Raw genomic sequence first — 25,070 nt, 5'->3', positions numbered from 1 at the left:
TATTTCTATTGGTAGTCTGGCTGTTATATAATTACTTACTTCTCCCCATTTTCACTCTCTAATATTATGCTGTGAATAGGAATCCATGAAGGTGTCTCTACCTTATTCTCTTCATTATTCCCTTTAACTTTTTGATTATATAATTCAACAAGCACTCTCTTTTCATGAAGATTTAAAGAAACTAATTTACAATAAGCCTCCGAATGATACTGTTGCACTGTAGTTAATAACTTAGAATCTAATTCACGCCCCTCCGCATCTTTTTCATTTCGAAATACAAATGCATCTTGATTTTTCACATTTATTTTTGGAAATACTTTAAAGCTAGACACTTCTGAAATAATAGAAAATGGCGTTTTCACTACCATTGAATGCACTGAAGTCTCTATTTTTGATCCTAAACCTATACTTTCTCTCTTTGATTCAGTTTCTTCACTTTTTTTCTCTGATTCATTTGCTACTTCTACTTTCTCTAATCCAATCACTTTATTTTCTTTTGCTGGTTCAGTCTCTTCACTTTCTTTGTTTGATTCAATTGCTATTTCTTCTTTCTCTAATTCTCTTTCTTCATATTCTTTTACTGATTCAATTTTCACCTCTTCTTCCTCTAATCCAATCGCTTTATTTTCTTTTGTTAATCCAGTTTTTTCACTCTCTTTCTCTATTCCAATTACTTTATCTTCTTTTTTTGACTCTGTTTCTTTACTTTCTTTCTCTATCCCCATTGCTTTTTCTTCTTTTTTTGATTCTGTTTCTTTACTTTCTTTCTCTATCCCCATTGCTTTTTCTTCTTTTTTTGACTCTGTTTCTTTACTTTCTTTCTCTATTCCCATTGCTTTTTCTTCTTTTTTTGACTCTGTTTCTTTACTTTCTTTCTCTATTCCCATTGCTTTTTCTTCTTTTTTTGACTCTGTTTCTTTACTTTCCTTTTTTTCTCTTATTTCGCGCGAAACATCTTGAACATTCAGCATTTTCCATTTGTAAACTTTGTTCCATATTTCCTTACCAACCCATGGCTTATTCATCACCATCCCCCCATCTGATGAAATTCATAAAAATATGCTTTTTGTACGCGACCATTCCATCATTATATATGTTTTATAATAATAAAAAAGACATTGTCTTTTTATTAAAGACAATGCTTTTTTAGTCTTATACTTGTACTTGTTGTACTTGTAAAACTTTTAAAGTAAGATCTAGTACAATTTTTTCACGAAGAGTTCCAAATGGCTCGTTTAATTCTGTTGGACAAGGTGAAAAGTCTAATTCGAAAAATTGTGCGCTTACTAATTCACAATATGGTTGTTCATTATAAAAAACTGTATTTTCGAAGAAGTATTTGTCTAAACGTGGTAAATCACCATTTTTAGGATTAATAAAGTGAGATGTAGTATCTGAGGAAGAAGCTACTACAGCTTGTGATAGAAAATCAGCTGCTGTTAAATCTGCAAAACCAGAAAATGGAACATTTGCAATACGATCATATAGCACTCCATTACACTCATCATTTGCATATTCAATATTTTTACGAATATATCCTTGTACAAATAATTTTGCTCTTGTAACTCGGCGGTAATTTGTACCTGGTACTGGAGTAAATGCTACAGGAACTAACTTACATTGTGTTAAAAATACATTTTTTAACACACGTTTAATCTCAGTTGCTGGAGGATCTAATGAAATATCAGATTCTACAACAATTTGAATTGTTCTTTCTGCTAATACAACTGGTATTTTTACAATCGGTGTTCCTGGAGTAAGAATTGGTGTTGCAGCTGCATCACTTAATGGCGTTTGAGTTTGTCCATCTACCTGACATGGTACATTAATTGGGCATTGTTCGCTCATATTTTATAATCTCCTTTATACAATATTTTGGAGTTTTTTAACTCTCTATACTGTATATGTATCTCTTCTATTAATGCGTGGGTTTGTATAATAGTTACTTTCATCATTTACAAAAAAATAGCAAATTTATTGTTAGTTAAACACACATAACTTAATATATTAAGCCTTTATGATTATCTACCTATATAAAAGGAGAATTTCTGAACCCTCATCGTGGAAGTAGGAACTGATGTGTTAATTATATTCACTAGTAATAGAAGAAAAATCAATATTAGTATCACTCTACTGTTGAAAAAATAAAAACCGACTAAAAAAAGTCGGTTTTTATACCCAAATTCTTGCGGAATCCCTTCATCCTTATCATTAATATCATTGTTTTATTCTCAAATTTTTCACTAAAATTTATCAACTCTTCTTAGGAAACCAATCTTGTCGTCATTCTTTTCCCTTAATTTCATTTATTAACATCTCTTTTAATACCTTTTTATCTTTGGATAGTTTAGTTTTTGTTTGCAATTATAAAAAATAAGACTACTAAACGTTAATTTACTAGTCTTATGACGTTGTACAATCCGTACACGCTCCCGTTCATTCACTTATTATTTACAAAATAAGTATCATATGCCTTATCAAAAACATACCCTAGCTTTTCTGCTAATTTGACAGAAGTACTATTCGCTGCGTCCCAGTTTGGATACCTCCCCTTTTCTAAACAATCCAATATTAAGGTCGCACAAACTACAGTTGCCAATCCCTTTCTTCTATGATCAAGATCAGTAGCAACTTCAATTTCAATACCATCATTATAAATACTATATGATGATGCACCGCATACGACTTCTCCATTATACAAAATGCTATAACCTATACCTCGATTTACATAATCATCTATTGATCGAAATTGACTTGTAAAATCTTCAGAAACGTTGTGTAATGTTGGATTATTTGCGATATGCTCATCTATTTTTCTTAATTCATATCCTTTTGGAAGTGCAGTTATAAAAGATTGTAATTTTGAGCGATTAAACACTTCTGCATTTCTTTTAAATTTATATCGTAAAAACTTATCTATTTTTCTTTCATGGAATGTTTCTAAACGCTTTTTCCATTGATCACTATTTACGATTACTAAAATTCTTTCAGGGATGTTACGTAATAACTCTTCTGTCTCTTTTGCATTTGGATCCCCAGCGTAAAATGTGAAAATCCCTACCGTAATTTGCGCTACTGTCGGGTTTTCAAGATCGTTCACCCAGGCATTGCCCATATGTCCTTGTAAATAAGAAAGTAGAACAACATTATTAAAATCCTCGAACATAGAAACTAATTTTTTCTTGTATGTATTTTTGCCTCATATATCATTTACATTCCCGCTTTCTTTAAAATCAACTAGACTCAACATTTTCATGAGTTAACTTTTATTAGTATTCTTATACACACTTATTTATTATCTAAGTAAATGTCTATGAAACTCAACTCTCAAATATCAAATGATTATAAATTATACGTAAATTCAATTTTATTATAACATCTAATTTCATTGAAATGATTTACCAATCAAGAATTGCTATTTTCAGATTCATTTTAGTCCTCATATCTCATTTTCTATTTACAGGTAAAAACATTATTATTCACAAATAATAGATAGCATTAGGACCATACCACATAGCTATCCACTCAATTAATACATTGTTTCCCAAAACGAAAAATTTGTAATTCCTCAATATGAAAATACATACATCCCAATATTCTAATGAAAACTATTTGTTGATAAATTTTTGCATGTATACCAAATCAAGATAAATAACTGTAAGATTGATTTGTAAATAAGCTTATTAAGGGGGATTATAAAATGTCTGATTTGTATTCTCGTCTTTCAAAAAGTGATGCCGCGGTTCTTCTAGTGGATCATCAAACAGGTCTTATTTCCAGTCTAGTACGTGACTATGGTGTTGATGAATTCAAGAATAATGTTTTAGCTCTTGCGAATACCGCTAAGTTTTTTGATTTACCTGTTATTTTAACAACTAGCTTCGAAGACGGTCCTAATGGTCCACTCATGCAGCAATTAATCGAACTATTTCCAAATGCGCCTAAAATAGCGCGTCCTGGACAAATTAACGCGTGGGACAATGATGAATTTGTAAAAGCTATTGAAGCAACGGGTAAAAAACAGTTAATTATCGCAGGTGTCGTTACTGATGTTTGTGTTGCGTTCCCAGCTCTATCAGCTATAAATGCAGGGTATGAGGTATTTGTTGTAACGGATGCATCTGGAACTTTTAGTAAACAAGTTGCTGATGCCGCTCTTATGCGTATGGCTCATGGAGGGGTGCAACTAATGAACTGGTTTAGCGTTGCAGCAGAATTACAGCGTGACTGGCGAAATGATGTTGAAGGTTTCGGAGCTTTACTTGCTAAGCATCTTCCAAGTTATCAAAATATCATTGGAAGCTATATGGGGGCTCAAAGAGAGCTTAGCAAGTAAAATCTTAATATAAAATCAGAATTGGTATTGTATTTCCGTTAACTTGATGGCGATATATGGTAACAATAATGACTAATTATTCCTAATAAAATTCACTCCCAAAAAAACTTACAGCAGGTATTTACATAATTAAAAAAAGGGTGTCGTAGCAGCCCTTTTTTTAATTATTTTACTAATATTGTATAATCGCCTACTCCACCGCTATATTTATTTACACTTAAATAAATATCCCCTGCAATTGACTTCTTTCATATTTTGTTGCGTAAGCAGGGTACCTAATTTGCATGTTTATGGCAGTGACGCATTAAGGAATAACACGTATCAATTGATAGTACAAACCAGCCTATTTCCCGCTACTACGGCCTATACAGTATAGAAAACAATAAATACCTTTACTTTCATTAGTGTATCTAAAGAGAAGCTAAAAAGTTTCCGATTCCACACAATAAATAGCTAAATTCAAATGTAACAATATTTCATTTAATCATTTTTATGTAAAAACCCTCATTATAGTGTACGAGGGTTAATTACGATAAATACGTTATAACTCCTTCTTAGAAATGTAAGATTCCGTCTCACCATTTTTATATATTCTAGTTAACTTAATAATTGAATTGTACATCATACTATTGTCGTTAATAATCTCTTTTTTCATCTCTTCTATTTCGGCATTTCCAGTTCCACTCTCTATTTTTAAACAGTTTGAAATGTTGAGGTATCCATTTGATGCGAAAAGAATGATAAACGTAATATCAGGGAAGTTAATAAACAGTAATCCAAATTTCAATGGATTTCCAGTTATATCCGATAAGATTAATCGAAAATCTAACAGTTCAGGTACCGGAACGAAATTTTTAGAAACAATCGCTTCACCTACTATAGTAATTTGCTTTACTACATTCCCAAGCTCATCTACAAATTCAATACATCTAGGTGGATCAATCGTTGTTGCCTGTAAAGATAAACTTAATTCAGGATTATTAAAATCGAAGAATAGTGTACTTCCCTCATTTAAACAATGTGGACAAACATTTCCAAGTAAACTGAATTCATCTTCAATAAATTTAACTTTCGTTTTACAACTACAAACTTTCCCTATTCGAATCGCATCAATTCTTGAACAATCTACAAATATTACCTCACTGTCTTCTTGTGCAAACGACACTATACCTTTTATCTCATTAAATGAAATAAAATAGGATACAACTATTTCGTTTCCGTCTATTACGATACCTCAACCCTAGAATAAGGATGTAAACTTTTCAAAAATTCACATATACTATTTTGACAACATTGACAATCACGTTTCGGCTCACAATCCACTGATTCTCCATTCCTTTCCTATATGTTTTACCTAATAAATATAATATGAAAGGTATGTAAGAAAAGCTTGGACAATATAACTCTAATATTAGTCTAGATAAGTATACAGACATATGCCTGTCAAATTAAGAAACTCATCGTTCCTCAAATAAGTAATAAAATATATTTTTCACTATAAATGCATATAACAATTTCATCTTTCAACAAAAAAGCGTTATAATAAAGTGAAACTTCTATTAGCGGGGAGCTTTATCTCCTACTAATGGTTAGCCCTCACCAATCGGGCTCTTACGGGCAGTTATCTCCTGCCGTCCTCATCATTTGCTTCTTCACCTTGAGGCGGGAGTCTACTGCTCGTTATTGCGGGATGAATTGCAGCCTCTAAGATTACGTAATAAAGGAGATTAAAACAATGACTAAAATTAAAGTATATCAAGTAAAAGAAGAAAATATGGAAGCAGTAAAAAACATCATTGATGTTGAGGAACAAAACCCAACTGCTGAGAACTTACAAAATCTATATACATGTGTATTAGATACTGAAGATATGGCATTACCTGAATCATACGTTGAAGAAGATATCTTAATTGATTCTATGGAAGTTATGGTTAACGCTTCTCAAAGCAAGCTAAGAGACTTAGGTACATATGATGTAATCGAAGTTCAAAACAAAGGTAAGAAAACACAAATTTTATTATTAGCAGACGAAGAATACGAAATTATCGAAGGCTAATTCGACTCCGTACATAAGAAAAATCTCCTTTCAAAATTGAAAGGAGATTTTTCTTTACGCTTTTGATGTTTCACTTTTCACCTTGTTTTGTTCTTTTTTATATACCATGCGCTCATTTCCCATAAAGAAAACGAATACGAACGCTAAACTTGCGGGGACTAACGCCCACATAAATGTCTGAACGATTGAACTAGAAAGAGCTTCAATAATTTTATCTAATATTTGCGGTGGAATTTGAGATCTTGCCGATTCTGATAGAATAGCTCTTGAATCTCCTAAAGCGTTTGTATTCATGCCTCCGCTCATACCTTTAAACGATTCTTCTAATTGATCCTGGAAACCAGTTCTTTGAATCATCCCGAAGATTGTAATACCAAGTGTCATACCTAATGAACGAATGAAGTTACTCGTTGAAGTCGCAGAACCGCGTTGCTCCATACCGAAGTTATGAATAGCAGCCATACTTAGTACAGAGAATGAGAAACCAACTCCAAAACCGATAATAACCATATAAATTGTTAATAATATACGACTTGTTTCTGGCGTTAATGTACTTAATAAGAATAATCCGATTAGCATAATTACAGCAGAAATAATCATAATGTTTCGGTAGCTAAGTTTCGATGTTAAAAATCCACCTAACTGCGCTGTAACTACTGATCCTAACATCATTGGTAATAACAATAATCCTGAGTTTGTTGCCGTACCACCGTATACGCCTTGAATAAATAACGGAATGTACACAGTTGCTGACATAAATGCCGCCCCGTAACATAAGGCAATAATTGTACTCATTCCGAATAGACGTTGTTTAAACATCTCAAATGAAATGATTGGTTCTTCTACTTTTCGTTCAATAACAATAAAAGCAATTACTAAAATAGCGAAACCAGCAAATAAACTTAAAATAAAGCTAGAATCCCAATCATACTTTTGTCCGCCTAATTCTAAGGCGAACATTAAACAAACTACTGCACCAACTAAAGTAATTGCGCCAAACCAATCAATCTTTTGTTCTCTATGAACTCGTGACTCTTTATAAAATAATGTAATAAAAATAAGTGCTAAAATTCCAAGTGGTAAGTTAATATAAAACACCCAGTGCCAGCTAATATAATCCGTAATATATGCGCCAAGTAATGGCCCGAAAATACTTGATAAACCAAATACTGCTCCGAATAAACCACCCATTTTCCCGCGCTTTTCTGGAGGGAAAATATCAAAAACGATAGTAAATGCGATCGGCACTAGTGCCCCGCCGCCAATACCTTGAATGGCACGATAAATACCTAACTGTGTAATATTTTCAGCAGTTCCACAAAGTGCCGAACCAATCATAAATACGATTAAACCGAAAATAAAGAATCTCTTTCTACCATACATATCTGATAGTTTACCGAAAATCGGCATACCTGCCATTTCTGCGACCATATAGGCAGAAACGACCCATACAAAGTTTTCAAGGCCTCCTAAATCACCAACGATTGTTCCCATCGCTGTTACGACAATGGTATTATCCATTGATGCCATTAAAATCCCTAGCAATAAGCCCGCCACAACAAAACCGAGCTTATTATTCTTCTCAACCATAACCTTGCTCTCCCTCATACTACTTATATTTGTTTATGTTCTTTTACGACTGCATTACCTTTCTGATTAAAACTAGTGTGATATTCTACTACACTAATTTCACAGCCAGGGCCAATTATAACATGATTTCCTCTTACTACGTCTGCTATTGTATGTTCTAAATAAATATCATCCCCTTCAATAATTGATGTTTGAAGGCTTCCTGCATGACTTGTAAAAGGTATAAATCTCGCTTTTTTACGTACTGTAATCTTTTTCCCACCGATTTCTCTCACTTTACTTCCTTCATAACGAAGTGAGATCTCAATATTTTCAGCATTAAGCAAACCATCACTTTCAAGACCACCAGTTAGTAATAATTCCTCTACTTCTATATCTCCCATTACATTTAAAGCGCCTTTCACATCTACGAAATCACCGGATAGCTTCCCTTTAAATTCTATCATACCTCTAACTTTTATTTTATTAATTTGTCCGTCGCCTTGTACTTGGGCATTGCCATATACTTTTACATATTCCGCCTCCATATTCCCCTGTACTTCACTATCTCCATACACGACATAATTTTTCGCTTTCATATTGCCACGTACTTCACTTGTACCATACGTTTTAAAATCATTACAACTCATATGATTAGAGATTGTTCCTTCGCCGCGTATCTTTACTTTGTTATAATCTCCACCTGCTGAGCTACCTGATCCATTGACAGTAAGACTATGTTGATTTTCCATACCGATTCCTCTCTCCCTTTTAAACTTAAACTTGCTTAATTTCTTTTACATTTGCACTTTTATCAACAGTAAGAACCCCAGTATATTCAATTAGTTCAATCTCACAGTTCGGCCCTACAGTAACATTGTTTCCCCTTACTGTTTTAATGTGAGCATAATCAATATCGATATTGTCACCTTCTAGCAGTTCAGCTTCTAACTGTAAGCCAAATACTGTTTTAAATAGTCTACTAAAAGCACTCAATCTATGTTTTACTTTAATGGTTTGGCCACCAATTTCTTTCGCTCTACATGTACCATGAATATTTATATTAATTTCATCTGCGCTTAATAATCCACCAACTGTAAATTGCCCTTCTGAAGAAAAAATATCAACTTCACAATTACCATCAATCGTCGCTTGACCATTGATTTTAAATTCTTCACCAGTTACATTACCACCTATCGTCCCTTTTCCTGCAATTTTTAAAGTGGTCGCCTTTACATCTTGTGTAATTGTCCCTTTCCCATCGATTCGCATCATTTCCGCACTAACTGTACCCTCAACTTTACCTGATCCGCTAATTCTCGCATCGCTACTTTTCAAATCACCAGTAACAATTCCGTAACCATTACATTCAAATTGGTCGCACTCAACGTTTCCATTAACAGTTCCTTTTCCATTTAGTTGCACTTTATGAAACTCTCCACCGTTTGATGAACCATATCCGTTTATAATTAAATTTTCTGTACGCATTATTTCTCCTCCACTACAACAGTTTAGTTTTTAATGCTTCGGTATATTTCATAATTGCTACACGTAAAACAATCTTTGTTCCCTTTTCAAAAATTAAATCCTCAACGCTTGATACTAAGAAGCATGTAGAAATCCCTAACTTCCGAATAATAACTAAATCACAATTTTTATGTTTAATCGCTTCATAATTTTCACGTAAAACTTGTAAAACCATTTTCCCTTCTTCTAAGCTAACGTCTCCTGATTGAAGAAGTTCTTCTAACACGTATACATAAAGAATATCTGCAAATTGAAAATCTGCCGTTTTGTTCGTTTGCTCCATGAAAAATTGTAAAACAGGTTCTGATGTAATTTCTTTACGAATGAGATCTTCCTTTGCTAAAAGAATCTCTGTTACGCTTGGTGAAAACATATTTGCCAATTCATCAAGCGATAGATCCTCTTTCATCGTTTGAATTTTATCAATACGCTCTAATATCTTTTCTTTCGGAAAAAATGTTTCCTGACCTGTGAACGTTGACTTCCGTACAAACCAATCTTCCGGTATTAAATTTTTTCTCTTCCACCTATATAACTGTCCGTATGAAATACCAGTTAACTCTAATAAATCTTTTTTTGAAATTAAATTTGTAATCAACTGTATATCACTCCTTCCTAACAACAATGTAACATAACACTGTTACGCTGTAAATGAACTTTTATAACATGTAGCGTAAAAATGTGCAAAACAAACTTCATTTCCATACAAAAAAGGTTCTTACACATCTTACTAAAATGCATAAGAACCTTTATATATCAAGGCTTAAACCATATTTGATAAAAATCGATCCAACCTTGTGGATTAATCATTATATTTTGCACTTTTTCGTGTGAACTTACTTGCTGTTTGTTACGATATAAAGGAATAATATGAATTTGGCGTAACAATGTGTCTTCAATATCGTGTAACAGTGTCATCCGTTTCTCTAATTGATTCTCTATAAAATAAGACTGCAATACTTCGTTAAATTTTATATTGCTATGTTGATGAATAAAGCTGTTTTTTGTAAGAAACATATATAGTAAACTTTCTTCAATCCGTTCACTAATTGTCGCACTATCATGTATTATATCAGCCTTTTGTATCGTACTTGCTTGCAATAACTCTTTTGTTTCAAGAAAAACGACTTCAATAGTGACGCCATACTTCGCACACTCTTTTTGTATCCAATATGAATCTTCAACATGATCTTGTTCTGTAAATGTATATAGTCGCAATGTTTCATTACGGTAAGAGCTCTCTTTAATAAGCGTATATATGTCCTCATTTATATGTATAGTGCCACCCTTTGTTAGAACCAATTCTTCTGCTATTTCTCCGCGCGCTCCTTGCAATTCCTCGATAAGCGCATTGCTATGAATGATTTTATGTAGAGCTTTCCGAAACATCGTGTTTTGCATAGGTCCTTCTTTTGCGGTATTTAATGTAATGTATGTTACATTCGACTCAAGTCTAGTTAGTTCTTTATGATGCTTTTCTATATTGTTATAGTGTGCTTTCGCTAAAATATCGCACGTATTTACACTGTGCTCTACATTCCATAATTCAATTCGATCGAGAAATGGTCGCTCGCGAAAATATAAATCATTTGCTTCTAATACGAATACATCCTCATTCTTTTCACATAATCGAAACGGTCCAGTACCGATTAACCTTCCATCTCCATCTTCATTTACAATAGAACACTGTTCTGTACTTAAAGCATGTAAAAACAACTTATTATCTGTAGATAAACGAATCTGCACAATGTAGTCATCAAGAATATGTAAACTTTCAATGTGCTGTAACATCCAAGCATGCGGGTTATTTTTCTCTTTCATAAATCGTTTAAATGTATGTACAACGTCATAAGCAGTAAATTCTTTCCTGTTATGAAACTGAACACCTTTTCGTAAGTAGAAGGTCCATATATATTTCTGGTCATCATATTCCCAATAAAACGCAAGTCTTGGCTCTACACTGTTTGTATTTCCGTCTATATACACTAACGTGTCGTATATATGCTTTACCATATGACATTCCGAACGCATCGTAGCGTATACAGGATCTAATGCAATATCTAGATTCATTTGGACTTGCAAACGTAGCACATCTCTTCTCCCTTTAGATGTCCTTTCGACTTGATAACCGAATATCGAATCAATCCACGTTTGAAATTGCGTTTGAAGTGATGGAAAATACGAGCTATATCTTTCAATAAATGCACCTCCACTTTTTACGTCCCCTTGTTTCGTTATTTCTTTTCCTCTTTCTAAAATTAAAGAAAGTGGATGTTTTTGAAATAACAACTTTGAACGATTTCCTCTCCCTCGGCCTGGAAACCACATAATCCAATTAAATTCTTCTAATTTTTTTATGATTAATTTACTATTTCGCTCTGTACAAAATAATGTTTCAGATATATTTTGTATTGTTATTTCTAATTGTTCTCCCTCTGCTCTCCCATTTCCATACTGGAGCCACAGGTGCATATATTGCTCCAAAATAATCATAAAACGCCCCCTAAAAGATGAAAAATCTTCCTCTTTCATTCTACCCTTTTTCATTTCTGGCTTCCATCTTATCATTTCAATATAGAAAGGAGGAAATAAAAATGAAGTATCTTTTAAAACATTATAATAAGCCTATTCTCATTCGATTGTTCGGTGAATTGTTAGTCCGAACGACTGAAGCGATGTTAGCTATCATTTTTATCGTTCATGTTAATAAAGCGTTAAATGGTAATGTCATCGTTACAATGCTTCTTTTCGGATTACAGCCTCTCGCTGATATTGTGTTTACATTAATCGCTGGGGGTGTAACAGATAAATACGGCCGAAAGAAAATAATGTTACTCGGATTACTTTTACAAGCTTTTGCCGTAAGCGGCTTCGTTTTTGCTGAATCAGTCGCCTTTTTCGCCTTATTGTATGTAGTAAATGGTATTGGACGCTCTTTATATATACCGGCACAGCGAGCACAAATCGCTGACTTAACGAAGGAAGAACAACAGGCAGAAATATTTGCTGTTCTGCATACTACGGGAGCAATCGGCTCTGTAATTGGCCCATTAATCGGCGCCTTTTTCTATACTAGTCACCCTGAGTATATATTTATTTTGCAAGGTGTAGCCCTTACGCTATATGCTATTCTCGTTTGGACGCAGCTTCCTGAAACGGTCCCACTCAGACAAAGCGTTAATAAAACTAAAGAAGTATATTCGCCAAAACAATTTATTTCAAAGCATTACGCTGTGTTTGGACTTATGGTTTCTACGCTACCGATTAGTTTTTTCTACGCCCAAACCGAATCAAATTATCGTATATTCGCCGAAAGTGTATTTCCAAATTTTTTATTCATACTCGTATTTATCTCAACTTGTAAAGCAATCATGGAAGTTATGCTCCAAATTTTCCTTGTGAAATGGTCTGAACGATTTTCTATGCCTAAAATCATTGTTATTTCCTATACTTGCTATACGTTAGCTGCGATTGGCTACGGTTATTCCACAACAATATGGTCATTATTCTTCACATTGCTCTTTTTAGTAATTGGGCAAAGTATAGCTTTGAATCACTTACTACGATTCGTTTCACAAATCGCTCCAAGTCATAGACGCGGATTATATTTTTCTATATACGGTATACATTGGGATATTTCAAGAACTTGTGGGCCTTTTGTAGGTGCATTGTTATTAAGTAAATTAAACGGTAGTACTCTATTTTATATTTGCGCCTTCTTATTAATAATCGGTGGTATCATTCAAGCTTTTTTTGTTCAATCGTTAGAAAGAAACAAAACAAAAGAGCTGTCCCTATAGGAACAGCTCTTCATTTAACCTGCCATTTTATTAATACTATCCTCCGGTGAGAACACAGAAATATGATGTACTTTACCAGTCGATTTTGGAATTACGAATTTCAATTCAAACTGGTCATTTACTTTATAAACATAAATTTTATCATTACCATTTTCTTTAACAGACGCTGGTTTTCCTAAAGCCTTTTCGATTTCTTGTAACGTAATCGATTTGAGCTCTGAATGGTAAGAGCGTACGTCAAAGACTTGTGATCCTTTATTAAAGCCAAATGCTACATTTTTACTTGTAAAAGTTGCATACATCCCGTTTCCTGCTTGCTCAGTCTTATCTGCCTTTCCCCATGCCTTCTCTATTTCTTCAATATCTCCTGTATGAGCTGCATATGGTACGTTAGGTACTTTACCTTCTTTCGCTTGCTCAAATAAATCTTTTACATGGTTAATTGATTTTTGATTAAGCACTGTATTTTTCGTATTAGACTCCGTTGAAGGTTTTACCGATTCTTGACCTTTTGGTTTTTCCACAGGTTCATTCTCTTTTTTGGGAGCAGTCTCTTCATTCTTTTTACTCTTTTCTGACGTATCGCTCTTTTTTTCCGTACTATTTTCTGATGTTGAATTAGTTTGCTTCTTTTCCTCAGCGTTAGTACATGCGGTTAAAGCCGCTACACACGTTAAAGTTAGGAAAAATATAAGTACTTTCATATATACTTTCATCATTTTCAACCTCCCTCTTCAATATATTCACTTTTGTAACCATTCCATAACACTACTCTTTAAATTATTTTTAGTCCAAAAAGTAAGTGCTTCGCTTTCCCCGAAAGTATTCACAATATACTCCATATACGATGTTCCTAAAAAATAACCGAGTCGGTTGCATCCGAAATAAGTCCCTCCTGATAAACGGAACCATTCTTTCTCTTTTTCATCTGTCCACCCTTTAACATAATCTTGTAAAAAATGTTTCTTAATATGATCTTTATGTTCTTCATAGCAATACAACCAATCGTCACCATCATTATCATATGAATAATAGACTGATTTACTTAATCCTTTAGCTATTCTTTGCGATAAATATGTCGCGACTCCCTCACGATATAAACTAACCGCTGCATCAGTCCATTGTGCTTTAGTCCAATCCATTCCACTCTCTTGCAATACGAAATTATGATATATATGACCAATTTCATGAGCAACGATAACACGAAGATGCTCCCTTTCAGGAGATAATTTTTCTGCCGAAAGAAATATATCCCCAATAATATCTCTTTCTACAAATGCATTGGAGCCAAACCCACCTACAAATAGATGAAAAGTCAAATCTATATTAAAACCAAATTGAATGTGATACTCCTCACTAATTTCTTGAATAATAGATGGTAAAGTTTCCGAAATAATACGGATGTCTTTTAGTTTTTCAGGATATTTTTTAATTGCACTAGAAAGACGTTCTTCCGTCTTAGGACAATGATAATTAAAATACTCTTCAAATGCTTCTGGATACATATCATAATATTTGTCCAAGTCATGTAATCCTATATCATCGCTTTCCAAAAGCTTCAAAAAGCTTGGAATTGTATTGTTAATCATCTTATTCATCTCCTTGTATACACCTTCTCTCCATACTCGCTATATCCTTTTTGTAACTTGAATTAAACTGCTACAAAATCTCCTTTAAATGCAAAAAACCAGCAGAAAGTGAATACTCATTCTCTGCTGGTTTAATGTTTTGTTCCTTCTGAATCTTATTCAAATCATTTGTCATGATCAGAAATCCATTAAGATTAACTATTTATATAATTAAAAAAGCTGTCCTATTAAAGGACAGCTTCAATTATGTATTTTTATACTTCGATAGATTTACCATCTTCAACGATATGGTAAAGTAAGTGCGCTAAATGATGAATTGGACCATTTTCTTCCTCTTCTTCATTTGTCTCACCTTGGAATTCAAGATCATTTAAGTATAGTGCTAAAAATTGATAGAACAATTTCAAATCAAATCCGTAGCAAGCACTTGGTTCTTCATGATCTCCTTCATATTGTAACATTAAGTATTGCTCGTTTCCTTCTGTATCTTCAGCATCAAAGAATACGAAGAAACCAACGTTTGTATCTAAATCAAATAGATGACGAGTACCTTTTTCTGTTGCTTTCTCGAAGTCCTCTTCACTTAATTTATGTACTGTTGTTGCCTTTGCATTATCCTCTTGATGAAAATTTACTGTAAATGATTTCAATGCTGACACCTCCTGATTGTATAACAGTAGCATAACAGATTAGACAACATAATACAAAGGGACTGCTTACAAATGTAAACAGTCCCCTGTATTCATTTCCGCATTGCACGGAATATAAAGCTTACGATGAAAATCAAAACAATCGCGCCTATTAAAGCCGGAACAATCGCATATCCGCCTATAACAGGTCCGAATTTACCAAGTAACGCTGTACCAAGCCAAGAACCGACAATACCTGCAATAATATTACCGATTACACCGCCAGGTACATCCTTCCCAGTAATTAAACTTGCAAACCATCCTAATATACCACCAACGATTAAAGACCAAATCATATCATTTCCTCCTTTATAATTGACCAATAAAAATTATAATCAGAAACAATTGCTTACCATTAGTTATGTTACATTTTTCGTAAGTTATTCGTCTTATGAAAATCATTCAAATCTGCTCACCCTCTTAAGGACAATCTGGCTTCAATATTGTTCTCATAAATTCGTCTTTAAACGCTTGATAATTAAATTCAACGGCAATTTTTTGTATAGGACGATTATCAAACGTCGTTGGCTCAGCTATTTTTCTAAAATCTGCAACACTTTGACCTCTCGTTACATCATTCGTCGTACTAATCCAAACTGCTGATTTTTTATATTCAAAAATATCATCATTTATAAATGAAATGAACGGAAGTAAATCGTGAATCGGACTCCCAGCAATACCTGGATATTCTTTTTGTAAAAGTTCTCGTAATAAAAATCGATCATTGGCTTTATGAGTTTCGCCTGCCCTGTTCCTTCTTTATCAATAATATCGACCATTTCAGGGGTAATAAGAGCACGCTGCGTTACATTTAACGGATATATTGTAGCATTCTGCGCATATTTCATAACGATATTCGCGGCAATTGGATCGCCGTAAAAATTAGCTTCTGATACAGGTGTAACGTTTCCCGGAAATAGAAAAGCACCGCCCATTATATAATAAGAACATACTCGATTCATTAAATTGGGGTACAATAAAAATAATGTTGCAAGTGTTGTTAATCGTCCCGTCGCCACTATAATAATATCTTCTGGACAAGGCTCAATTAATTTAATCAATTCACAAAAATTTTCTCTGTCACAAATTCTCATTTTCGGTGGAATAATTGGACCTAAACCGTGATCCCCATGAATTTCAGGGAAAAACAAAGGTTCTTCAGCTGTCATTGGTCTACTGGCACCTTCAATAATCTTCACTTTTGTAGCATAGTATCTTTCTAAAAAATAAACATTTTCCGTAACAATTTCTCTTGATACATTTCCATACTCTGCAACGATACCGATAATATCTAATTTGCATGTTTTATTCGCATAAATTAACGTTACTGCATCATCAATACCAAAATCTCCGAAAAAGATTATTTTTTTATTAACTTTCCTCACCCCTCTCCAGCATAATCTACTATTATTATTATGCGAAAAAGACAAGGCGGTGAAACAGAGATAATTAAAAAAGCCGCCTATTTATTGGCGACTTCAATCTTTTTATAAGATAAATATGCTAGTACACTTTTGCTTGAATCATATTTCGGATTATTCCCTTTTCTCGGTTCTCTCATATGTGTTTTTTCAAACCCAGGAATGTCAGGCATTTTCTCTAAAAATTCAAGCATCTCTTCCTCAGTTCCCTCAATACGTACACGAATCATTATTACTATTCCTCAATTCTCATTTTCTCTGTACTAAGTATATCGTACATCAGAAAGACTGCAAGAAATTTATCTTTTTAATGTTGAACTTTTTTTACATACGAACAGTGCCATTTCAGTATAAAACGATTCTATTTTATTGTTTCCAAATTGAATTTTGAAAAATTCTTGCATTTCATTTGATGTTTTCATCATACACTCTGTTAACTTTACACGTTTTTGCATAGGAACATCCATCATATCGCACCACCAATCAAAATCGAACTTCTTGTCAAAAGTATGACATGACTGCATTTGCAAACCATGTTTTTCTAATAAAGTAATCCATTCTGTTTTTTTCAAAGCTCGTTCATGGCTTGGATCTCTCTTCTTTTCGATAAAGTTATAAAATGTATCAAACTCATTATTTTCTGGTGAAACGTTATCAATTAATATAAATAATCCATTATCTTCTAACGTTCGATTTACTTCAAAAATAAATTGCAAAGGATCAACAAAGTGATGTGCTGCAATTCGGCATGTAATTGTATCAAAGGAATCATCAGCAAATGGTAACCTTTCTGCATGTCCTGCTACAAATGATACATTTTCATGTCCGTTCCCTTCTATAAAACCTTTTGCTTTTTCTAACATTTTTTCTGTTAAATCAAGAGCGACTACCTCTTTGAACATTGGGGCTAACAAATTAGCAACATGTCCACCACCAGTAGCAATATCAAGAAGACGAGTATTATGACGAGTTTCAACTTGCTGAACTACATATTGTAAATCCAGTCCTTTTGCATGAATTTTACTTTTCACATACTTCTCTGCATTACTACCAAATTGTTGTTTCACAAGTTCTTCTTTACTCACTTTTATCATCTTCTTTCTATAAAGTATTATATTTAATTTATAAGTTCTCTTTATATAATTTCAAATCCTCTTTTAGTTTAATCTCGTCTCTTGTATTAGAGACCTTCTATCAAAAAAATTTAACTCTTTTATTTTTAAGCACAAAACAAAAAAGGTTATGGGGAATTATCCCACACCCCCACAAAGTATCTCTTAAATTTGAGGATCTTCTTACACGTCTAATCCCCCTGTAACTTCAAAATAACTTCTACTTCGCTATTAGTAGCCTCTCTTGCATGCAATCCATATTGGTCCATGCCAATCCATATCCACCCAGGACTATCATAAAGAATATCTATGTTGAAATGCTTCAACTTAGTAAGCTCTGACCTAATAAATTTATCCCTACTAGCGATTTCCTTATCAAGCAAGCCATATTCTTTCCCATTTTCAAATAGCGCTATCATCTTTCCTGCAAGTGGATGTATACGAACAATAAAGTGATATTCTTTTTCATTTATATTCGCTACAATCGTACTAGAATCAGGTACATCGCATCTAGAATTCGGCATATTCATATCGGTCAGCTCCTTTATTGATTTCATTAATATCGTAACAGGTTAATATTTAAATATTATTAATATAATGTAAAAAATATAAAAGCTGACTTCCCTTTAGAAATCAGCTTTTACACATTGTTTATCTTTAAACTTTTTACAAACTTTATAATGTTTCTTTCTCTTCATCATTTCCGGAAACTAAATCTCCTAAAACATCCACCGTAACTTCAACTACAAATTCACAAATCCCTGCTACAACTTCTCCAATTACTTCCTCCATCTTTCTACCCCTTGTTTTATGGAACCTATTTGTAGTATAGAAGATACTGGTTAATTTTAACTATCGGCAAAGGTGACAAAAACATTACAGATTTGTAAGCTATTTCAATGTTTTTTTGAATTTATACTTCTTCCCTTTGAAACTTTAAGTATTATTAACAACCAGATAGGTCATCATAATATAAAGTATTTAAGAATCCTAATTTAAAGGAGGCGTGTAAAATATACTACGTAAAATTAATTAAAGGTCAATCTTTCTATGCTTTTGATCAACGATTCTTAGTGTCTCATGAAGAAGAGGTTTCGGAAAAAATTTTTAATTACTTACGCCGGAATGAATTCTTCGAAGTACGTAAAGAAGAATATTCCGCCTAAAGTATGAAAAGCATCAAAAAATGACTCTCATAATTGGGATTTTTTCTTGATGCTTTTATATTATCTCCCTTTATTCAACATTACTCCTCAATTCTATTAAAATCTTATAGTATATGTCCAAGCTAATTCATCGTTACCTTCATATTTTAGTATATGAGGAGGTGACGAATATGACTCATATCATTGATTATCAAGCTACTCAACCTTTAAATAAAACAGGTGAAACAACTTTTGTAATTCCCCATTCCCCAGAAAAAGCAATTCTAGCAAGTATTAAATTAAAAATTTCCAGAAGAGATTCACGTAATAATCGAGTAGAATTAATTGCTACAGTTGGGGTTAAAGGTATAACTGAGATTTCACAAGTTTTATTCCGAATTTTCCGTGACAATACAGAAATCTTCAACGCTCAAGTAGGGATTGAATCTACAGATTCTGAGCAATTTTACGCGCAAACATTTCAAGCTATAGATCAAAATGTTAGCTGCGGGACTCACGAGTATTCATTAACTGTAGAAAACCTTACTAGTGGTGCAAGTGCAGACATTGTTGGTCCTCTGTCTTTTAGCGGCTTAGCTATTGGACAAGATCATAAGTGTTGCTAATTTAATCTATTTTGGTTTTTTGAGAAAAGTAAGACGTATTATCTGCGTTCTTACTTTTTTTATTTTCCCCACACTTACCTTCCCTTTGAATTTACTTATGAATTTTTTGTATTTTTAGTTACCCATTGTATCACTTAATTCATCATTTTTTTACAAATCAAAAAGATTGAAATCCATTAATGAAACACGTAATATAGACTCTGACTCTAAAAAAGTTCGTTAAAAATAATACATAAAATAAGGAGGTTTTATATACGAGTTTTTCATTTTAAAAGACAGAGAGGTTTTACATTATGTGGCGTAATAAAAATGTTTGGATTGTGTTAATTGGGGAGTTTATTGCTGGTCTAGGGTTATGGCTTGGTATTCTTGGTAATCTTGAATTTATGCAAAAATACGTCCCTTCTGATTTTATGAAATCCGTTATATTATTTATCGGACTGTTAGCTGGCGTTCTAGTTGGTCCAATGGCTGGTCGTGTCATTGATCAGTATGAAAAAAAGAAAGTTCTTCTTTACGCTGGCTTCGGTCGTGTTATTAGTGTTATTTTCATGTTTTTCGCCATTCAATATGAAAGTATCGCATTCATGATTGCATTTATGGTTGCACTTCAAATTTCAGCTGCATTTTATTTCCCTGCATTACAATCTGTAATTCCTCTAATCGTTCGTGAGCATGAGTTATTACAGATGAACGGTGTACATATGAATGTTGGTACAATCGCTCGTATTGCGGGTACTTCACTAGGTGGAATTCTTTTAGTTGTAATGAGTTTACAGTATATGTATGCCTTCTCAATGGCAGCATACGCTTTATTATTCCTCTCAACTTTCTTCCTACAATTTGAAGATAAAAAGTCAACTACATCAAGTAAAGAATCGGCTAAAGATAATAGCTTTATGGAAGTGTTTCGTATTTTAAAAGGAATTCCTATTGCTTTTACAGCACTTATATTAAGTATTATCCCTCTATTATTTATAGCTGGATTCAATTTAATGGTTATTAACATTAGCGAAATGCAACATGATCCAACGATTAAAGGATTTATATATACAATTGAAGGTGTCGCATTTATGTTAGGTGCCTTCGTTATTAAACGTTTATCTGACCATTTCAAACCTGAAAAATTATTATATTTCTTCGCTGTTTGTACCGCTTTTGCACACCTTTCATTGTTCTTTAGCGATATAAAATGGATGGCTCTTACATCGTTTGGTTTGTTTGGCTTTAGTGTCGGCTGTTTCTTCCCTATTATGTCGACAATTTTCCAAACGAAAGTAGAAAAAAGCTATCACGGTCGCCTCTTCTCATTCCGTAATATGTTTGAGAGAGTTATGTTCCAAATTGTCTTACTTGGAACTGGCTTCTTCTTAGATACGATTGGGTTACAATATATGGTTCTCATCTTCGGAGTCATTTCGTTGTTGATTATTTTTATTTCCTTATCTAAGCAGAAACAATTTGAAAAACAAACGTCACAATCTGCGAATTTATAAAACTAATACTTTTTAAGAATGGATCCCGTATTATACTGGGTCCATTCTTTTTGAATTTCTAGGATTAAAATCTATTTTCTTTATGTAGTTCAAATATTTAAAGGATTATCCCCTACTACTTTCGAATAAAATAAATTACAGATTTTTCAAAAAGGAGCTGTGGAAATGTCTGATGGCATCCAATTATTAATTATCCTTCTTTTTTCATTGATCATGTTTGGCGTCCTTAATTTTTTAGCCATTTCCTTATCTCAAAATAACTTTAAAAGAAGGATTGTTGCAGGTTTCCTATTTTTATTGTTAACTCCCATTATTTTTTTGACTACTACAGCATTCACCTCTATATTCGATAAAGGTGGTTTGGGAGCAGCTAACCTAGTCTTCGTTATTGTAAATGTATATATTGTAAATGGAATTGTCATTCTTCTTTCCGCTTCATTTATCCTCAAAAAACATAACATAAGATAGAGAACTAGGCATGAATCTAGCATTACACTAGATTCATGCCTTTTTATTTTGAAAATCTCACCTTTCTCCAAATTTTTATGTGAAATTTAATAATTCTTTATAAAAATTTAAACTTTATTTTTTACAATATTCCTATCGTATTCGCACGTTTATAAAAACTAATAAGAAAGGAGTACACAATGAAAAAGTTTCTATTTATTTTCCCTATATTAATCGTTCTACTTAGTGGATGTAGCAATAATGATATATACGGCTCTTGGGAAGTCATTGATAATAAAAAAGGTGAATGCCCTGTATATTATAAATTTGAAACAGTTGTAAAAGAAGAAAAGAAAGAAAAGGTTGTTCACAATTTAGTGGAAATGCAAACAACAAATAAAAAAGAGGATTTATTTAAAGGATCGTTTGTTAAAAATTCTAACGTGTATCGTATTGATTATGGTAACTCGTTTACATCGGATCAATCTTTAAAAGTTGTCGATAATAAATTAAATGTATACTTTTTTACAACTGAAAAAACATGTACATACAAAAAAACAAACAAATAATTGTCATTTATAACGTGGAAAATATTTTCTGCGTTATTTTTATTTCCCCTTACTATCCTCCCTCTAAATTTGTCAATCGTTTTAATTTTCATAAAAAAATGATAAAATGTAAACATGTGTTTTCAGAATAATTAAAAATACAGAAAGAAAACACTGTTTTTAGGAGGGGTTTTGATGACTTACACTTTAGCAACTAGAATGAAAGCATTCCAATCTTCTATATTTAGTGAATTAGGGGCCTATAAAAAAGAGAAAATTGCAGCAGGTCATAAAATGATTGATTTAAGTATCGGGAATCCTGATATGCCTCCTGCTGATTTTGTGAGAGAAGAAATGGTACATACAGCAAGTGCAAAAGAAAGTTACGGATATACATTATCTGGTATTCAAGAATTTCACGAAGCTGTAACTGAATATTACAACAACACTCATAACGTTATATTAAATGCTGAAAAAGAAGTTTTATTATTAATGGGTTCACAAGACGGACTCGTTCATTTACCTATGGTTTTTGCAAATCCGGGAGATATAATACTAGTTCCTGATCCAGGATATACAGCTTATGAAACAGGAATTCAAATGGCCGGTGCAACATCTTACTACATGCCATTAAAAAAAGAAAATGATTTCTTACCTAACTTAGAAGTTATCCCTGAAGAAATCGCCAATAAAGCAAAGATGATGATTTTGAACTTCCCAGGAAATCCAGTTCCAGCAATGGCACATGAAGATTTCTTTAAAGATGTAATCGCATTCGCGAAAAAACATAATATTATCGTTGTCCATGATTTTGCTTATGCTGAATTTTATTTTGATGGTCAAAAGCCAATTAGCTTCTTATCTGTACCTGGTGCAAAAGAAGTTGGCGTTGAAATTAATTCTTTATCTAAAAGTTATAGTTTAGCTGGTAGCCGTATTGGTTATATGATTGGTAACGAAGAAATTGTCGGCGCGCTTACGCAATTTAAGTCTAATACAGATTACGGTGTGTTTTTACCAATTCAAAAAGCTGCATCCGCTGCATTACGACACGGCGCTGCATTTTGTGAAAAAAACCGTGAAATTTACCAAGAACGTAGAGATACTTTAGTGGACGGATTCCGCAAATTCGGTTGGAATGTCGATAAACCAGCTGGAAGTATGTTCGTTTGGGCTGAAATTCCGAAAGGATGGACTTCGCTAGAGTTCGCTTATGCACTTATGGATCGTGCAAATGTCGTTGTCACACCAGGCCATGCATTTGGTCCTCATGGCGAAGGTTTTGTACGTATTGCACTTGTTCAAGATAAAGTAGTATTACAAGAAGCAGTTGAAAACATTAAAAATAGTGGTATTTTCTCTATTGAAAAAATAGAAGAATTAGTTAAGAATTAATAATAACTCCCCTGCTTAACTTTAGCAGGGGTATTATTATTCCTGGAGGTACGATATGAATATTAAAGATACTCTTCCCCATCACTATCCATTTTTAATGATTGATAAAATTACAAACGTTAAAGAATCTCAATCGGCTACAGGATACAAACTAATCACAAATAACGAGTGGTTTATTAATAAAAATCAAAACTATATGCCTCATATGCTAATTGTAGAAGCACTCGCTCAACTTAGTGCTTTTGTAAGTACAGGTGAATCTGAAGGACTTGGTTTCCTCTCCTCTTTAGATGGGGTGGAATTTCATGAAAATGCGTATCCCGGTGATAAACTTGACTTACATTATGAATTAACACGTAACAGACGAGGTTTTGTTCTTGGGAAAGGAATTGCCTCTGTAAACGGTCAATCAATCGTTACCATTGAAAAGCTATTAATATATCAAGCTGATTAAACAGATTACATAGTAAGGGGTAGGGAAATGCGGAATGTTGTTGGTATTGATGCTGGGGGAACATTAACAAAAATTGCTTACTTTAACGAAATGAACAAATTAGTTTTTGAAAAATTTTATTCATATGAACAAGAAAGAATTAAAGAATGGCTTCATAATAATAATTCAATTACACAATTATGCATTACAGGTGGTAAAGCTACACAGTTAGAACAACTCCTTTCAAGTTCATATAAAATAGTAGAATTAAACGAGTTTGAAGCTACTTTAGCAGGAGTACGATACATACTAAAAGAAGAAAAACGTGCTATAAACAGCTTTGTATTAACAAATATCGGTACAGGTACTTCCATTCACTATGTTCACGACAAGCAATATGTTCGCGCTGGTGGAACTGGAGTTGGCGGTGGTACTATTATGGGTCTTTCAAAACTATTAACAAATATAGATCATTTTGAAGACGTGATTCCGCTTACGAAAATTGGTTCAAGAAACAGTCTAGATATTACAGTTGGAGATATTTATGGTGGGATTCTCTCCCCTCTTGATAATAACTTAACTGCTAGCAATTTCGGAAAAGCGACCATTACAGACTCAAATTATAGTAGTTCAGATATACTAGCTACCGTTCAAGGACTTGTCGGTGAAGTCGTCACAGCATTAAGTCTTCAATTCGCCGAAGCAAAAAATATTGACCATATCATTTACATCGGTTCTACTCTATGTAATAACGTACATCTTCAAAATATTATTAGTAGCTATACAGAATATCAAAACAAAATACCAGTCTTTTTACAAGACGGCGGTTATAGTGGTGCAATTGGTGCTTTACTTCATAGTTCGAAATAAAAAAGCTGACT

The 25,070-nt window shown here is 33.2% G+C and carries 24 protein-coding genes and 4 pseudogenes; 11 read left to right on the top strand and 17 right to left on the bottom strand.

Annotated features, from left to right (window positions below):
* The 3 genes and pseudogenes from JFU54_RS17155 to JFU54_RS17145 form a co-directional block, all read right to left on the bottom strand.
* Window positions 1-1,025 (bottom strand): annotated as a pseudogene (locus JFU54_RS17155) (DUF7852 domain-containing protein); the annotation flags it as partial.
* Window positions 1,026-1,152: 127 nt separating this feature from the next.
* Window positions 1,153-1,848 carry a CsxC family protein gene (locus JFU54_RS17150; protein WP_002013348.1) on the bottom strand — a complete coding sequence of 232 codons (696 nt, stop codon included), beginning with the start codon at window positions 1,846-1,848 and terminating at the stop codon, window positions 1,153-1,155.
* A gap of 592 nt (window positions 1,849-2,440) precedes the next feature.
* Window positions 2,441-3,210: pseudogene (locus JFU54_RS17145) on the bottom strand (GNAT family N-acetyltransferase).
* Between the two features lie 490 nt (window positions 3,211-3,700).
* On the opposite strand from JFU54_RS17145, the gene ycaC reads away from it, so the two are divergent.
* Complete coding sequence (gene ycaC, locus JFU54_RS17140) at window positions 3,701-4,336, top strand: isochorismate family cysteine hydrolase YcaC (protein ID WP_002192841.1); 636 nt, start codon at window positions 3,701-3,703, stop codon at window positions 4,334-4,336.
* 541 nt (window positions 4,337-4,877) lie between these two features.
* Here the strand turns inward: ycaC and JFU54_RS17135 are convergent.
* A pseudogene (locus JFU54_RS17135) lies at window positions 4,878-5,659 on the bottom strand (BC_2878 family exosporium-associated protein).
* A gap of 412 nt (window positions 5,660-6,071) precedes the next feature.
* Between JFU54_RS17135 and JFU54_RS17130 the strand changes: the two are divergent.
* Complete coding sequence (locus JFU54_RS17130; protein ID WP_002032538.1) at window positions 6,072-6,392, top strand: hypothetical protein; 321 nt, start codon at window positions 6,072-6,074, stop codon at window positions 6,390-6,392.
* 54 nt (window positions 6,393-6,446) lie between these two features.
* Here JFU54_RS17130 and JFU54_RS17125 read toward each other — a convergent pair whose 3' ends face one another.
* The 5 genes from JFU54_RS17125 to JFU54_RS17105 all read right to left on the bottom strand — a co-directional run bounded on the left by JFU54_RS17125 (window position 6,447) and on the right by JFU54_RS17105 (window position 12,020).
* Entirely contained in the window at window positions 6,447-7,982 is a 1,536-nt protein-coding gene (locus JFU54_RS17125; RefSeq protein WP_012261118.1) for an MDR family MFS transporter, read from the bottom strand.
* 23 nt (window positions 7,983-8,005) lie between these two features.
* Window positions 8,006-8,713: a polymer-forming cytoskeletal protein gene (locus JFU54_RS17120; RefSeq protein WP_012261119.1), complete on the bottom strand. Its 708-nt coding sequence runs from the start codon at window positions 8,711-8,713 to the stop codon at window positions 8,006-8,008.
* A 25-nt stretch (window positions 8,714-8,738) separates the two neighbouring features.
* Window positions 8,739-9,449 (bottom strand): bactofilin family protein, encoded by a 711-nt coding sequence (locus JFU54_RS17115; protein ID WP_002189907.1) that lies wholly within the window; start codon window positions 9,447-9,449, stop codon window positions 8,739-8,741.
* A gap of 13 nt (window positions 9,450-9,462) precedes the next feature.
* Entirely contained in the window at window positions 9,463-10,086 is a 624-nt protein-coding gene (locus tag JFU54_RS17110; protein WP_012261120.1) for a YhbD family protein, read from the bottom strand.
* Between the two features lie 158 nt (window positions 10,087-10,244).
* Window positions 10,245-12,020: an SgrR family transcriptional regulator gene (locus tag JFU54_RS17105; protein ID WP_049772869.1), complete on the bottom strand. Its 1,776-nt coding sequence runs from the start codon at window positions 12,018-12,020 to the stop codon at window positions 10,245-10,247.
* A gap of 62 nt (window positions 12,021-12,082) precedes the next feature.
* On the opposite strand from JFU54_RS17105, the gene JFU54_RS17100 reads away from it, so the two are divergent.
* Window positions 12,083-13,288, top strand: coding sequence for an MDR family MFS transporter (locus tag JFU54_RS17100; RefSeq protein WP_201065545.1), 1,206 nt, complete (start codon window positions 12,083-12,085; stop codon window positions 13,286-13,288).
* A 14-nt stretch (window positions 13,289-13,302) separates the two neighbouring features.
* On the opposite strand, the gene JFU54_RS17095 is transcribed toward JFU54_RS17100, so the two are convergent.
* The 8 genes and pseudogenes from JFU54_RS17095 to JFU54_RS17060 form a co-directional block, all read right to left on the bottom strand.
* Complete coding sequence (locus tag JFU54_RS17095) at window positions 13,303-14,007, bottom strand: YjgB family protein (protein WP_003189720.1); 705 nt, start codon at window positions 14,005-14,007, stop codon at window positions 13,303-13,305.
* Window positions 14,008-14,031: 24 nt separating this feature from the next.
* Window positions 14,032-14,877 carry a DUF5700 domain-containing putative Zn-dependent protease gene (locus JFU54_RS17090; RefSeq protein WP_002165597.1) on the bottom strand — a complete coding sequence of 282 codons (846 nt, stop codon included), beginning with the start codon at window positions 14,875-14,877 and terminating at the stop codon, window positions 14,032-14,034.
* Window positions 14,878-15,131: 254 nt separating this feature from the next.
* Window positions 15,132-15,527 carry a hypothetical protein gene (locus tag JFU54_RS17085; protein WP_002084959.1) on the bottom strand — a complete coding sequence of 132 codons (396 nt, stop codon included), beginning with the start codon at window positions 15,525-15,527 and terminating at the stop codon, window positions 15,132-15,134.
* A gap of 92 nt (window positions 15,528-15,619) precedes the next feature.
* On the bottom strand, window positions 15,620-15,862 hold the full coding sequence (locus tag JFU54_RS17080; RefSeq protein WP_002013368.1) for a GlsB/YeaQ/YmgE family stress response membrane protein: 243 nt from the start codon (window positions 15,860-15,862) through the stop codon (window positions 15,620-15,622).
* A gap of 124 nt (window positions 15,863-15,986) precedes the next feature.
* A pseudogene (locus tag JFU54_RS17075) lies at window positions 15,987-16,951 on the bottom strand (nucleoside hydrolase).
* 77 nt (window positions 16,952-17,028) lie between these two features.
* Window positions 17,029-17,217, bottom strand: coding sequence for a DUF3970 family protein (locus tag JFU54_RS17070; RefSeq protein WP_002013371.1), 189 nt, complete (start codon window positions 17,215-17,217; stop codon window positions 17,029-17,031).
* Between the two features lie 69 nt (window positions 17,218-17,286).
* Window positions 17,287-18,072, bottom strand: coding sequence for a class I SAM-dependent methyltransferase (locus JFU54_RS17065; protein ID WP_002192837.1), 786 nt, complete (start codon window positions 18,070-18,072; stop codon window positions 17,287-17,289).
* A gap of 218 nt (window positions 18,073-18,290) precedes the next feature.
* Window positions 18,291-18,629 (bottom strand): hypothetical protein, encoded by a 339-nt coding sequence (locus JFU54_RS17060; RefSeq protein WP_002013374.1) that lies wholly within the window; start codon window positions 18,627-18,629, stop codon window positions 18,291-18,293.
* A 483-nt stretch (window positions 18,630-19,112) separates the two neighbouring features.
* Here JFU54_RS17060 and JFU54_RS17055 point away from each other — a divergent pair, with 483 nt between their 5' ends.
* From JFU54_RS17055 to coaW, 8 genes are all read left to right on the top strand, one after another.
* Complete coding sequence (locus tag JFU54_RS17055; RefSeq protein WP_078179002.1) at window positions 19,113-19,265, top strand: YqbF domain-containing protein; 153 nt, start codon at window positions 19,113-19,115, stop codon at window positions 19,263-19,265.
* Window positions 19,266-19,435: 170 nt separating this feature from the next.
* Window positions 19,436-19,870: an exosporium protein ExsC gene (gene exsC, locus JFU54_RS17050; RefSeq protein ID WP_002165595.1), complete on the top strand. Its 435-nt coding sequence runs from the start codon at window positions 19,436-19,438 to the stop codon at window positions 19,868-19,870.
* A gap of 293 nt (window positions 19,871-20,163) precedes the next feature.
* Window positions 20,164-21,366 (top strand): MFS transporter, encoded by a 1,203-nt coding sequence (locus JFU54_RS17045; RefSeq protein WP_002013379.1) that lies wholly within the window; start codon window positions 20,164-20,166, stop codon window positions 21,364-21,366.
* Between the two features lie 165 nt (window positions 21,367-21,531).
* Window positions 21,532-21,834 (top strand): hypothetical protein, encoded by a 303-nt coding sequence (locus JFU54_RS17040; protein WP_002136836.1) that lies wholly within the window; start codon window positions 21,532-21,534, stop codon window positions 21,832-21,834.
* Window positions 21,835-22,013: 179 nt separating this feature from the next.
* Complete coding sequence (locus tag JFU54_RS17035) at window positions 22,014-22,382, top strand: hypothetical protein (protein ID WP_002065911.1); 369 nt, start codon at window positions 22,014-22,016, stop codon at window positions 22,380-22,382.
* Between the two features lie 174 nt (window positions 22,383-22,556).
* On the top strand, window positions 22,557-23,756 hold the full coding sequence (locus JFU54_RS17030; RefSeq protein WP_012261127.1) for an LL-diaminopimelate aminotransferase: 1,200 nt from the start codon (window positions 22,557-22,559) through the stop codon (window positions 23,754-23,756).
* A gap of 55 nt (window positions 23,757-23,811) precedes the next feature.
* Entirely contained in the window at window positions 23,812-24,210 is a 399-nt protein-coding gene (locus JFU54_RS17025) for a 3-hydroxyacyl-ACP dehydratase FabZ family protein (protein ID WP_063219714.1), read from the top strand.
* 27 nt (window positions 24,211-24,237) lie between these two features.
* Window positions 24,238-25,059 carry a type II pantothenate kinase gene (coaW, locus tag JFU54_RS17020; RefSeq protein WP_016101207.1) on the top strand — a complete coding sequence of 274 codons (822 nt, stop codon included), beginning with the start codon at window positions 24,238-24,240 and terminating at the stop codon, window positions 25,057-25,059.
* The last annotated feature ends 11 nt before the right edge of the window (window positions 25,060-25,070 follow it).

The organism is Bacillus sp. TH19 (assembly GCF_016651075.1).
Classification (GTDB): domain Bacteria; phylum Bacillota; class Bacilli; order Bacillales; family Bacillaceae_G; genus Bacillus_A; species Bacillus_A mycoides.
This window is presented reverse-complemented; position numbering and strand designations above follow the sequence as displayed.